At 71.2% G+C, this 12,034-nt stretch carries 10 protein-coding genes; 7 read left to right on the forward strand and 3 right to left on the reverse strand.

The annotated features are described in order from the left end of the window. Positions 1-102 precede the first annotated feature (102 nt). The 6 genes from NOO62_RS25125 (at position 103) to NOO62_RS25150 (ending at position 7,883) form a co-directional block, all read left to right on the forward strand. Positions 103-1,686 (forward strand): ABC transporter ATP-binding protein, encoded by a 1,584-nt coding sequence (locus NOO62_RS25125; protein WP_268775765.1) that lies wholly within the window; start codon positions 103-105, stop codon positions 1,684-1,686. Further along, complete coding sequence (locus NOO62_RS25130) at positions 1,683-2,822, forward strand: ABC transporter permease (RefSeq protein ID WP_268773112.1); 1,140 nt, start codon at positions 1,683-1,685, stop codon at positions 2,820-2,822. Before NOO62_RS25125 ends, NOO62_RS25130 begins: the two co-directional genes overlap by 4 nt. Next, a complete protein-coding gene (locus NOO62_RS25135; RefSeq protein ID WP_268773113.1) occupies positions 2,819-4,081 on the forward strand; it encodes an ABC transporter permease in 1,263 nt (420 codons plus the stop codon). The genes NOO62_RS25130 and NOO62_RS25135 overlap by 4 nt, the downstream gene beginning before the upstream one ends. After that, positions 4,078-4,479, forward strand: coding sequence for a cytidine deaminase (locus NOO62_RS25140; RefSeq protein ID WP_268773114.1), 402 nt, complete (start codon positions 4,078-4,080; stop codon positions 4,477-4,479). Before NOO62_RS25135 ends, NOO62_RS25140 begins: the two co-directional genes overlap by 4 nt. A 120-nt stretch (positions 4,480-4,599) precedes the next feature. Beyond that, complete coding sequence (locus NOO62_RS25145) at positions 4,600-5,877, forward strand: thymidine phosphorylase (protein WP_268773115.1); 1,278 nt, start codon at positions 4,600-4,602, stop codon at positions 5,875-5,877. 1,598 nt (positions 5,878-7,475) lie between these two features. Continuing rightward, positions 7,476-7,883: an STAS domain-containing protein gene (locus NOO62_RS25150; RefSeq protein WP_268773116.1), complete on the forward strand. Its 408-nt coding sequence runs from the start codon at positions 7,476-7,478 to the stop codon at positions 7,881-7,883. Here NOO62_RS25150 and NOO62_RS25155 read toward each other — a convergent pair. Then, positions 7,794-8,777, reverse strand: a complete 984-nt coding sequence (locus NOO62_RS25155; RefSeq protein ID WP_268773117.1) for a sigma-70 family RNA polymerase sigma factor — start codon at positions 8,775-8,777, stop codon at positions 7,794-7,796. The two genes, NOO62_RS25150 and NOO62_RS25155, sit on opposite strands and share 90 nt — an antisense overlap. Positions 8,778-8,905: 128 nt before the next feature. Next, complete coding sequence (locus tag NOO62_RS25160; RefSeq protein WP_268773118.1) at positions 8,906-10,192, reverse strand: MFS transporter; 1,287 nt, start codon at positions 10,190-10,192, stop codon at positions 8,906-8,908. A gap of 63 nt (positions 10,193-10,255) precedes the next feature. Here NOO62_RS25160 and NOO62_RS25165 point away from each other — a divergent pair, with 63 nt between their 5' ends. Beyond that, positions 10,256-11,230 (forward strand): LysR family transcriptional regulator, encoded by a 975-nt coding sequence (locus NOO62_RS25165; RefSeq protein ID WP_268773119.1) that lies wholly within the window; start codon positions 10,256-10,258, stop codon positions 11,228-11,230. A 9-nt stretch (positions 11,231-11,239) separates the two neighbouring features. Here the strand turns inward: NOO62_RS25165 and NOO62_RS25170 are convergent, their stop codons facing one another. After that, complete coding sequence (locus NOO62_RS25170; protein ID WP_268773120.1) at positions 11,240-12,004, reverse strand: alpha/beta hydrolase; 765 nt, start codon at positions 12,002-12,004, stop codon at positions 11,240-11,242. Positions 12,005-12,034 lie beyond the last annotated feature (30 nt).

Here is a 12,034-nt window from a genome sequence, read left to right on the forward strand (position 1 = left end):
CCCTGGTGCGAAGGGATTTCGCGCCGGGGGATTCCCAGTACCAGCAGGGGCACTGCGCGCGTAGGCGGCCCCTTTCCTTCAGGCCCCCGAGGAGAGTGCGCCATCGACGCGTCCACCAACCCTCCGCCCGTCGCCGTCGAACTCGTCGGCATCACCAAGCGCTTCCCCGGTGTCGTGGCCAACCACGACATCCACCTGACCGTCCGCAAGGGCACCGTGCACGCCCTCGTCGGCGAGAACGGCGCGGGCAAGTCGACGCTGATGAAGATCCTCTACGGCATGCAGAAGCCGGACGAGGGCACCATCACCGTCGACGGCGAGCAGGTCGCCTTCGGCAGCCCCGCGGACGCCATCAGCCGCGGCATCGGCATGGTGCACCAGCACTTCATGCTCGCCGACCAGCTGACCGTCCTGGAGAACATCGTCCTCGGCAGCGAGAAGCTGCACGGCATCGGCGGCGCCGCCCGCCGCCGCATCGCCGAGATCTCCGAGCGGTACGGCCTCGGCGTGCGCCCCAACGCGTACGTGGAGGACCTCGGCGTCGCCGACCGGCAGCGCGTGGAAATCCTCAAGGTCCTCTACCGCGGCGCCACCACGCTGATCCTCGACGAGCCGACGGCCGTACTCGTGCCGCAGGAGGTCGACGCGCTCTTCGACAACCTGCGCGAGCTCAAGTCCGAGGGCCTCTCCGTCATCTTCATCTCGCACAAGCTGGGCGAGGTCCTCTCCGTCGCCGACGACATCACCGTCATCCGGCGCGGCACGACCGTCGGCACGGCGATCCCGTCCGAGACGACGCCCCGCCAGCTCGCCGAGCTGATGGTCGGCAGCGAGCTCCCCACGCCCGAGACGGCGGAGTCGACGGTCACCGACCGCCCGATGATCCAGGTCGAGAGCCTCAAACTGCTCGCGGGCGGCGAGTCGCAGCGCGCCCTGCTCGACGACATCTCCTTCACGATCCACGAGGGCGAAGTCCTCGGCATCGCGGGTGTCGAGGGCAACGGCCAGACCGAGCTGATCGACGCGCTCATCGGCCTCAAGCACGCCGACTCCGGCGTGATCCGCATGGCCGGAGAGGACATCACCGGCACGGCGACCCGTAAGCGGCGTGAGGACGGCATCGGCTACATCCCCGAGGACCGCCACCGCCACGGCCTCCTCCTGGAGTCGCCGCTGTGGGAGAACCGCATCCTCGGCCACGTCACCGAGAAGCCCAACGCGGGCAGCAAGCTCGGCTTCTGGCTCGACCTCAAGAGCGCCCAGGCCGACACGCGCCGCATCGTCGAGGAGTACGACGTCCGTACGCCCGGCATCGACGTGACGGCCGCCTCCCTGTCCGGCGGCAACCAGCAGAAGCTGATCGTCGGCCGCGAGATGAGCCACAAGCCGCGCTTCCTGATCGCCGCCCACCCCACCCGCGGTGTGGACGTCGGCGCGCAGGCGCAGATCTGGGACCAGATCCGCGAGGCGCGCCGCGAAGGCCTCGCCGTGCTGCTCATCTCCGCCGACCTGGACGAGCTGATCGGTCTCTCCGACACCCTCCGCGTGATCTACAACGGGCGGCTCGTGGCGGACGCCGACCCGGCCACCATCACGCCGGAGGAGCTCGGTTCGGCGATGACCGGTGCCGCCACGGGTCACTTGGAGCACGTGGAAGAAGACGCCCCGGAGGACGAGGCCCGATGAAGAAGTTCGACAAGGAGCGCGTGCTCCTCGCGGTGGCCGGACCGGTCATCGCGCTGATCGCGGCCGTGGCGCTGACCTCGGTCGTGCTGCTCGCCTCGGGCAAGAGCCCGATCGAGCCGTACAGCCTGATGCTGGAGCAGGCCACCTTCTCCGACGTGCAGGTGCTGATCCTCAACCAGGCGGGCATGTACTACCTGGCGGCGCTCGCGGTGGCCATCGGCTTCCGCATGAACCTGTTCAACATCGGCGTCGACGGCCAGTACCGGCTCGCCGCGATGGTGACCGCCGTCGTCGGCACGCACCTCGCGCTGCCGTCGTTCCTGCAGATCCCGATGCTCATGGCGGTCGCCATGCTCACCGGCGCCTTCTGGGCCGGTATCGCGGGCGTCCTGAAGACCACGCGCGGCGTCAGCGAGGTGGTCGCCACGATCATGCTCAACGCCATCGCGACGAGCGTCATCGCCTACCTCACCCTCACCGAGAACTTCGGCGTCCCGGTCGGCAACAACCAGACCACCGGCGTCATGGAGAAGTCCGGCTGGTTCCCCGGCATCGAGGTCGCGGGCGGCGAGATCTACGGCTTCGTGATCATCTCGGTGCTCGCGGGCATCCTGTACTGGCTCGTCCTCAACCGCACCCGGTTCGGCTTCGACCTGCGCGCCACCGGCGCCTCCGAGTCGGCCGCCGCGGCCTCCGGTGTCAACGCCAAGCGCATGGTGCTCAGCGCGATGCTGATCTCCGGCGCGGTCTCGGGCCTCGCCGGTCTGCCGATCCTGCTCGGCGACACCCACACGTACAGCCTCTCCTTCCCCGCGGGCCTCGGCTTCACCGCCATCGGCATCGCTCTCCTCGGCCGCAACAACCCCGTCGGCATCGCCTTCGCCGCGCTGCTCTGGGCCTTCCTCGACAAGGCGTCGCCCGCCCTCGACTACGCCCAGCCCGAGGCGTACGACAAGGAGATCGCGGTGATCATGCAGGGCCTCATCGTGATCGCGGTCGTCGTCTCCTACGAGGAGGTGCGCCGCTGGGGCCTGCGCCGCCAGCAGCGCCGCGTCGGTGAGGAACTGGCCGCCGCCGCCCGGGCGAACGGCAACAACGGCAACAACGACTCCGTGAAGGAGGTGGCTGCCCGATGAGCTCGGCAACCGTCGCCAAGGCCCCGGCCGAGCAGCCCGCACCGGGCCGCCGCCGCGTCTCGCTCCCCGTCCTCCTGCTGATCATCGCGGGTGTCCTCGTGCTGACCTCCGTGGTCCGCATGATCACCGGCGCCGACGGCATCACGTCCACCGGACAGATGTCGACGGCACTCAAGCTCGCCGTGCCGATCGGCCTCGCCGGACTCGGCGGCCTCTGGGCCGAGCGCGCGGGCGTGGTCAACATCGGCCTCGAGGGCATGCTCATCCTCGGCACCTGGTTCGGCGCCTGGGCGGGCTTCCAGTGGGGCCCGTGGGTCGGCGTCCTCTTCGGCATCATCGGCGGCGCGCTCGGCGGGCTGCTGCACGCGATCGTCACGATCACGTTCAACGTCAACCACATCGTCTCCGGTGTGGCCCTGAACATCCTCGCCCTGGGTGCCACCCGCTACCTCTCGACCTTCGCCTTCGAGGGCGAGGAGGGCGGTACGTCGAAGCAGTCGCCGCCCGTCGAGTCGCTCGGCAACTTCTCCGTGCCGGGCCTCTCCGACTGGCTCCAGGACCTCAACGACAAGCACTGGTTCCTCGTCTCGGACCTCGCGGGTCTGATCGGCGGCCTCATCACCGACCTCTCCCCGCTGACCGTGGTCGCGGTCGCCATGGTCCCGCTGAGCTGGTGGATCCTGTGGCGCACCTCGTTCGGTCTGCGCCTGCGCTCCTGCGGCGAGAACCCGATCGCGGCCGAGTCGCTCGGCGTCAACGTGTACAAGTACAAGTACCTGGCCGTGGTCATCTCCGGCGGCCTCGCCGGACTCGGCGGCGCCTTCCTCTCCCTGGTCGCCTCCAACATCTACCTGGAGGGCCAGACCGGCGGCCGCGGCTACATCGGCCTCGCCGCGATGATCTTCGGCAACTGGATGCCCGGCGGACTCGCGCTCGGCGCGGGCCTGTTCGGTTACACCGACAGCCTGAAGCTCCGGGGTGGCGGCACCAACGTCCACGCGCTGCTCCTGCTCATCGCGATCCTGCTGGTCATCGGCGCGGTCTACCTAGCCTGGCGCAAGCGGTACGTCCCCGCGGCGATCACCGCGGCCGTCTCCGCCCTGATGTTCCTGTGGTACGGCTTGACCGATGAGGTGCCCAACCAGGTCGTCACCGCCACTCCGTACGTGGTGACCCTGCTGGTCCTCTCGCTCTCCGCCCAGCGGCTCCGGATGCCGAAGGCGGACGGAATGCCGTACCGAAAGGGACAAGGCAAGTGACGACTGCTGCCGCCGACACCGACTGGGACGCCCTGCGGGAGGCCGCGCGCGAGGCGATGTCCCGCGCGTACGCGCCCTATTCGGGCTTCCCGGTCGGCGCCGCGGCCCTGGTCGACGACGGAAGAACGGTCTCCGGCTGCAACGTCGAGAACGCCTCGTACGGCCTCGGCCTGTGCGCCGAGTGCGGCCTGGTCTCGCAGCTCCAGCTGACCGGCGGCGGCCGCCTCACGCACTTCACGTGTGTGGACGGCAAGGGCGAGATCCTGATGCCGTGCGGCCGCTGCCGCCAGCTGCTGTACGAGTTCGGCGGCGCGGAGCTCCTTCTGGAGACGTCGTCGGGCGTGCGGTCGCTGGGGGACATGCTCCCCGACGCGTTCGGCCCGCAGCACCTCAACTGACGGACGGCCCCGCCCCCTTGGAGATCCGGGGTGCGGGGCCGCCTTCATCTCCCGGCTCTATGCGCGTAGAGTCGCGGCATATCTACGTACGTACGCCGTTGTACTGCTGGAAGGACTGCCATGGACGTCATCTCCGTCATCCGTACCAAGCGCGACCGGGGCGAGCTCAGCGACGAGCAGATCGACTGGGTCATCGACGCGTACACGCGCGGCACGGTCGCCGACGAACAGATGTCGTCCCTCGCGATGGCGATCCTCCTGAACGGCATGAACCGCAAGGAGATCGCCCGCTGGACCGCCGCGATGATCGCGTCCGGCGAGCGCATGGACTTCTCCGCGCTCTCCCGCCCCACCGCCGACAAGCACTCCACCGGCGGCGTCGGCGACAAGATCACGCTGCCGCTCGCCCCGCTGGTCGCCGCGTGTGGCGCGGCCGTCCCGCAGCTCTCGGGCCGCGGCCTCGGCCACACCGGCGGCACGCTCGACAAGCTGGAGGCCATCCCCGGCTGGCGGGCGCTGCTCTCCAACGAGGAGATGCTCAACGTCCTGGAGGGCGTCGGCTCGGTCATCTGCGCGGCGGGCGACGGCCTGGCCCCCGCCGACAAGAAGCTCTACGCCCTGCGCGACGTGACCGGCACGGTGGAGGCGATCCCGCTGATCGCTTCTTCGATCATGTCCAAGAAGATCGCCGAGGGGACGGGCTCCCTGGTCCTCGACGTGAAGGTCGGCACCGGCGCGTTCATGAAGAACCTGGACGACGCGCGCGAGCTGGCCGCCACGATGGTGGAGCTCGGCACGGACAGCGGCGTCCGCACGGCGGCGCTCCTCACGGACATGTCGACGCCGCTCGGCCTGACGGCGGGCAACGCGCTCGAGGTCCGCGAGTCGGTCGAGGTCCTCGCGGGCGGCGGCCCGGCCGACGTCGTCGAGCTCACCCTCGCGCTGGCCCGGGAGATGCTGGACGCGGCGGGCCTGAAGGACGCGGACCCCGCGAAGGCCCTCGCCGACGGTTCGGCGATGGACGTGTGGCGCCGCATGATCGCGGCGCAGGGCGGTGACCCGGATGCGGAGCTGCCGGTGGCACGGGAGCGGCATGTGGTGCGGGCTCCCTCGTCCGGCATCCTCACCCGCCTCGACGCGTACGACGTCGGCGTCGCCGCGTGGCGTCTTGGCGCGGGGCGTGCGCGCAAGGAGGACGTGGTGCAGGCGGGTGCGGGCGTCGAGCTCCACGCGAAGCCGGGCGACTCCGTCGAGGCGGGCGCGCCTCTGCTCACCCTCCACACGGACACGCCGGACCGCTTCGCGTACGCGCTGGAGTCGGTGGCCGGCTCCTACGACATCGCTCCGGCCGGGACGGGCTTCTCGGCGACTCCGATCATCCTGGACCGGATCGGCTAGCCCGGCCGGGCCTTCGGTGGGCCGGTGGCGTTGATGGTTGCCGGGGCCGCCCGGGGTTTTGCGGAGTGTGGCGGTTCCGGGTCGGGAGTAAAGGGCGCTCCGCTGCGCTGCGCGTCGGCTGCGCCGATTCCGCTTCGCTCCTCCCTTGACTCCCGCCCCTGCACCGCAGTGGGACGTTGACCCGGACGGCCAGGGGTGAGGCGGCGGACCTCTCTGGATGGGTCATCACCTTTCGCTGCCGGGTGCGGCCCGGTCCAACGTGGCCGACCGCCACGGTCGCGGCGCCGCCAGCCGCGCGGCTGCGCTGCTCGGGTCATCTGCTCGCGTTGCCGGGTGCGGACCGGCCCAACGTGAGTCGTCCCCAGGGTTCGGGTCGGGTCATCGGCTCTCGTTGCTGGGTGCGGACCGGCCCAACGTGTATCGCCGCCCCGGTCGCGGCGCCGCCAGCCGCGTGGCCTCGCTGCTCGGGTCATCACCTTTCGCGGCCGGGTGCGGTCCGGCTCAATGTGAGTTGCCCTCACCGGCTGGGGGTGTGGCCTCGCTGCTCGGGTCATCGGCTCTCGCGGGCGGGTGCGGACCGGTCCATCGCGTGTCGCCGTCGCCGTCATGGTCATGGTCGGGGGGTGAGGTCGGTACGTCGTGCGCGGGGCGACCACCCCGGGCAGACCGAAGCGCCACCGCCCCCCCCGGCCCCCCTCCGGCACCTACTTTGGGAAAGTTGCGAACCGTTCCGGCGCGCGCCCCCTTCCCACACCCCGCACGCCCCCACCCACGTCACCGATCTCGCGCATCCGGCGCGGCAGAGAGGACATGCCGGGGGGCGCATCGGCATCTGCTGGGGGGGCGCGCGGCGAAGGCATTCGCAACTTTCCCAAAGTAGGTGCCGGAGAGGGGGCGGCCCGACCCAACCGCCACCCCTCCCGCGCACCCCGCACCCCGCACGCCATCACCCGAAGCACTGCTCTCACGCAGCCGAGCCAGCAATCCCACACGACAGGGGGCGCATTCACTCCGCCGAGGGGGCGCACGGCCAAACCATTCGCAACTTTCCCGAAGTAGGTGCCGGAGGGGACGGCCCAGGCAGCCCTTCGGCAGACCGACCACCACTCCCACCCACGTTGGACCGGTCCGCACCCGGCAACGAAAGCCGATGACCCGCCCCAGACCGTGGGGATGACTCACGTTGGGCCGGGTCGCACCCGGCAGCGAGAGCGGATGACCCGACCAGCGAGGCCGCACCCCAACGGTGACGGCCGCCCACGTTGGACCGGGCCGCACCCGGCAGCGAAAGGTGATGACCCACCCAACCGTCCCCGCAGCCCCCACCCCTGGCCGTCCGGGTCAACGTTCAACTGCGGTGGAGGGGTGGGAGTCAAGGGTGGAGCGGAGCGGAATCGGCGGAGCCGACGCGACCGCAGGGAGCGCCCTTTACTGCCGGCCCGGAACCGCCACACTCCGCAAAACCCCGGGCGGCCCCGGTGACCGACGAAGACACCGGGCCACCGAAGACACCGCCCCCACCCGAGCCACGCCGCGCCCAGGCGACGTCTCCTGCTCGTTCATCGATGAGTTCCGGCCGCCGCTGCGGTCAACCTTGCGTGACTGCTTCCGAAGAGAACCTCGTCCGGATCGAGGGCCCCCTGCGCCCAGGCGACGTCCCGCGCCTGTGCGAGCAGGTGGCCGCCGCCCGGCACGGCCCGCAAGGCGGTCCCGGTGGCGGCGGTCCCGGTGGCGGCGGGGCAGGCGACGTCGTCTGTGATGTCGGCGCCGTCACCACCGCCGACTTCGCCACCGTCGACGCGATCGCTCGTCTGCACCTCGCCGCCCGCCGGGCAGGGGGCCGGATCCGTCTCAGGAACCCCGCCCCCGCCCTGCTGGCCCTGCTCGGCCTCGTGGGCCTCGTCGAGCTCCTCGGTCTAGTCGTCGAGATGGAGGGGCATGCCGAACAGCGGGAACCACCGGGGCGTGTCCAGGAAGCAGTGGAAGCCGGTGATCCGGCCCTCTGAGATCTCGATGACCTGGATCGCCCAGGGAGCGAACCCACCGTTGTCGGGGTCCGGCTTGTAGTGCGCGAAGCCCGGCGTGCCGTTCACGTTCACCGGGACGAGGCGGCTGTTGGCGCACGACGCGCCGATCGTGGTCATGAAGCCCGTGATGTCCGTCGTGCCGCGCAGCCACAGGTCGAACGGCGGCATCGTCATGACGGCGTCCTCGGCGAGCAGCGCGGTCAGCGCCGCCATGTCATAGCCCTCGAACGCGGCGACGTACCGCTCAAGGAGCTTCTGCTGCTCCTCGTCGAGCGGGTCGGAGACGGCCGTGCCGTCCTCGGGCCGCTCGGCGAGGGTGGCGCGGGCCCGCTGCAGCGCGCTGTTCACGGAGGCGACGGAGGTGTCGATCAGCTCGGCGACCTCGCTGGCCTTCCACGCGAGGACCTCGCGCAGGATGAGGACCGCCCGCTGCTTCGGCGGCAGGCTCTGCAACGCGGCGACGAACGCGAGGCGCACCGACTCCTTGGCGACGGCCGCCTCCGCGGGGTCGCCGACGTTCGGCAGCACACGGGCGTCCGGGATCGGCTCAAGCCAGGTGTTGTCCGGGCGCGGATTGAGCGCGGCCTGCGCCAGCGGGGCCGCGGCGGTCAGGTCCATGGGGCGGGCGCGGCGGTTGCCCGCGTTGAGCATGTCCAGGCAGACGTTCGTCGCGATGCGGTACAGCCAGGACCGGACGCTGGAGCGGCCCTCGAACTTCTCGAAGCTGCGCCAGGCCCGCACCATCGTGTCCTGCACGGCGTCCTCGGCCTCGAAGGCGGAGCCCAGCATCCGATAGCAGTACCCCGTCAGTTCGACCCGGTGTTTCTCCAGCGTGACGTCCAGATCGGTCGTCGTCCCTGCGATGTCGCTCATCCCAACCCACCCCTGCGCTGCGAGAGAGCCCTCCGTGAGGCCCAACACATCGGAAGCTACCGCAGCCCACTGACAACGGCCCCCGGAGTGGGAAAACCCGCAGGTGAATCAGTAGGAGCGGGCGGGACTCAGCAGGAGCGGGCCACCAGCGTGCGCCGTTCCCGCACCCGCGCCGCGTGCGATCCCCACACCGTGACCGACACGACGCCCAGCACCGCGAGGAGTCCGAGCCCGACCGTCCCGGCCCAGCCGCCAGCGTGGAAGGCGACCGCGCCGAGCGTGCCGCCCGCGCTGGAGCCCAGGTAGTACGCGGACTGGTAGAGCGCGGACGCCTGCGCACGGCCGGTCGTCGCCGTCCGGCTCACCGACGAGGACGCGACCGCGTGCCCCGCGAAGAACCCCGCGGTGATCAGCACGAGTCCGAGCAGTACGAGGACCAGCGAAGGGGAGAGGGAGAGGAGCAGTCCGCCTGCCGTCGTGCTCACCGCCAGGTACAGCGCGCCGCGCCGCCCAAGGCGTGCCACGAGCCGTCCGGCCGCGGCCGACGAGACCGTGCCGACGAGGTAGACCAGGAAGATCGAGCCGATGACGCCCTGCGGCAGTGAGAACGGCGCCTCGGTGAGGCGGTACCCGATCACCGTGTAGACCGCGCCGAACACGGTCATGAACAGCGCCCCGATCGCGTACAGCCTGCACAGGAGCGGGTTCGAGAGATGCGTGCGCACCGTGCGCGCGAGCGACTTGGGGCTGAGCGGGCCCGGGGTGAAGTGCCGGGGCGCGGGCAGCAGTACGCGGAACGCGACCGCGCAGAGCACCGCGAGGACACCGACCACGCCGACCGCCGCACGCCAGCCCCAGGCCTGCGCGACCCAGCCCGTGACGATGCGCCCGCTCATCCCGCCGATGGAGTTGCCCGCCACGAACAGGCCGATCGCGGCGACCAGCGCCTTGGGCCGTACCTCTTCGGCGAGGAACGCCATCGCGGAGGCGGGAAGTCCCGCGAGCGCCGCGCCCTGCACGGCGCGCAGCACGATCAGCACCTCGACCGAGGGCGCGAAGGGCACGAGGAGTCCGACGGCGACGGCGACGGTCAGCGAGGCGGTCATCATCGCGCGCCGCCCGTAGCGCTCACTGAGGGCGCTCAGCGGAAGGACGAAGAGGGCCAGTGCGCCCGTGGCCCCCGACACCGTCCAGCTGGCCGTGCTCGCGCTCACGCCGAAGTCGGCGGAGACGAGGGGGAGGAGGGCCTGCGTGGAGTAGAGGAGGGCGAAGGTGGCGACGCCGGCGAGGAAGAGCGCGAAGCTCATCCGGCGGTAGCCGGGCCCGCCCGGAGTCAGTCGGGTATCGGCGGCGGGGGACGACGGGGCAGGGGCGACCGCATGGGTGACGGACGCCCCGCTACTGGCAGCAGGCATGTCAAGAAACGTACGACCGCATTTTTGATGCGTCCAATGCATGGAAACCCCATAATCGATCATATGCAGCATCAGCACAGGTCACAGGGGCGGCTGTCACACGACAGTGACGCGCAGGACATCGTGGCGCTGCTCGCGCCACGCCTCGCGTACTTCGCGGGAGTCGCCCGCACCGAACACGTCACGCGCGCCGCCGAGCAGATGCGCATCCCCCAGTCGACGCTGTCCCGCGCCCTCGTCCGCCTCGAACGGGACCTCGGCGTCGACCTGTTCGCACGCCGCGGCCGCACGGTCTCGCTCACCCCGGCGGGCCGCACCTTCCTCACGTCGGTGGAGCGGGCCCTCGGCGAGGTGGAGCGCGCCGCCGAGTCGGTGCGCGCCGACGCCGACCCGGCCTCCGGCAAGGTCGCCTTCGGCTTTCTGCACACCATGGGCTCGGAGACGGTCCCCGGCCTCATCCGCGCCTTCCGCGCCGACCACCCCCGCATCCGCTTCAGCCTCGTCCAGAACTACGGCGAGGCGATGCTGGAGCGGCTGCGCGCGGGCGAACTCGACCTCTGCCTCACCTCACCCGTACCCGACGCCCCCGACCTGGTCGCCCGCCGCCTCGACGAGCAGCGCCTGCGCCTGGTCGTCCCCGACGACCACCGCCTCGCCTCCCGCAAACGGGTCCGCCTCGCCGAGACCGCGGAGGAGGCATTCGTGACCCTGGAGCCCGGGTACGGCCTGCGCCGCATCACGGACGCCCTCTGCCGCGAGGCGGGCTTCAAGCCCCGCATCGCCTTCGAGGGCGAGGAGGCGGAGACCCTGCGCGGCCTGGTCGCGGCAGGCCTTGGCGTGGCCCTGCTGCCGCCGCCCGCGGTGCCGCGGCCGGGAGTGGTGGAGCTGACGGTGACGGGCCAGCGGGCGGTGCGCGAGATCGGCGTGGCCTGGCTCGACGGCCACCCGGACACGCCACCGGTGGCGGCGTTCAAGGAGTTCCTGCTGAGCAGGAAGGGAAAGCTCCTGCAGCAGTCCTCCCAGCAGGTCACCTTCTGATTCAGCGGGTCACCTCCGGAGCGACCGCCCGAAGCCGGAGGCAAGAGGCATCCGCAGCCCCAGCGGCGGCGGCGCCGCCAACGCGTCCTCAAGGGGCCGGGCGAAGTCCGCCCCGAACAACGTCCCCATCACGAAGTCCGAAGCCAGCGCGAGGACTTCGGACTGATGCTGGTGCAGCCGGTGCCCGTCCGAGTGCACCTCGAACCTGCACACGTCCCGGTTCGCCTTCTTCGCCCGCTCGGCGAGCCGGAACGACAGCTCGGGATCGGTCCGCTCGTCGTTCGTGCCGTGCACGATGAGCACCCGCCGCCCCGCGAGCTGCTTCACCGGCTCGGGCGGCGCCGCCACATCGTCCTCGGGCAGCCAGGGCGCCATCGCCAACACGGAGTCGACGGCCGTGTGCCCGCCCGCGCGGAGCGCTGCCCGGCCGCCCATGTCCACTCCGGCGAGACAGACGGGGACGTCGCCGTAGAGACGTACGATTTCGTCGGCCGCCCAGTTCGTGTCGCGGGCCAGCTCCGCCTGCGCCCCGTTCCAGCCCCGGCAGCGGTAGTGCACGACGTGCGTGACGAGCCCCGCCTCCCGGCCGTCCTGGGCGAGTCTGCGGCCCAGCGCACGCACCCCGACCCCCGCGAGCGGCGACGGCTTGCGGCTGGAGGTCTCGGCGCCACCGGGGAGCAGCAGCACCACTCCGCCCACCGACGAAGGCGCCGTCCCGATCACACGCCCGAGCCTGGCCGCGCCCGCCGGCTCCGCGGTCCCTTCCTGTGCCATGACAGAACAGTGTCAGAAGCCATGGTGTAC

This window comes from Streptomyces sp. Je 1-369 (assembly GCF_026810505.1).
Taxonomy (GTDB): domain Bacteria; phylum Actinomycetota; class Actinomycetes; order Streptomycetales; family Streptomycetaceae; genus Streptomyces.

What these genes read in the sequence shown, in the direction of transcription:
- NOO62_RS25130 (WP_268773112.1), top strand. Translation starts at nt 1,683, where the DNA reads ATGAAGAAGTTCGACAAGGAGCGCGTGCTCCTCGCGGTGGCCGGACCG.
- NOO62_RS25135 (WP_268773113.1), top strand. Translation starts at nt 2,819, where the DNA reads ATGAGCTCGGCAACCGTCGCCAAGGCCCCGGCCGAGCAGCCCGCACCG.
- NOO62_RS25145 (WP_268773115.1), top strand. Translation starts at nt 4,600, where the DNA reads ATGGACGTCATCTCCGTCATCCGTACCAAGCGCGACCGGGGCGAGCTC.
- NOO62_RS25155 (WP_268773117.1), bottom strand. Translation starts at nt 8,777, where the DNA reads ATGAGCGACATCGCAGGGACGACGACCGATCTGGACGTCACGCTGGAG.
- NOO62_RS25160 (WP_268773118.1), bottom strand. Translation starts at nt 10,192, where the DNA reads ATGCCTGCTGCCAGTAGCGGGGCGTCCGTCACCCATGCGGTCGCCCCT.
- NOO62_RS25165 (WP_268773119.1), top strand. Translation starts at nt 10,256, where the DNA reads ATGCAGCATCAGCACAGGTCACAGGGGCGGCTGTCACACGACAGTGAC.
- NOO62_RS25170 (WP_268773120.1), bottom strand. Translation starts at nt 12,004, where the DNA reads ATGGCACAGGAAGGGACCGCGGAGCCGGCGGGCGCGGCCAGGCTCGGG.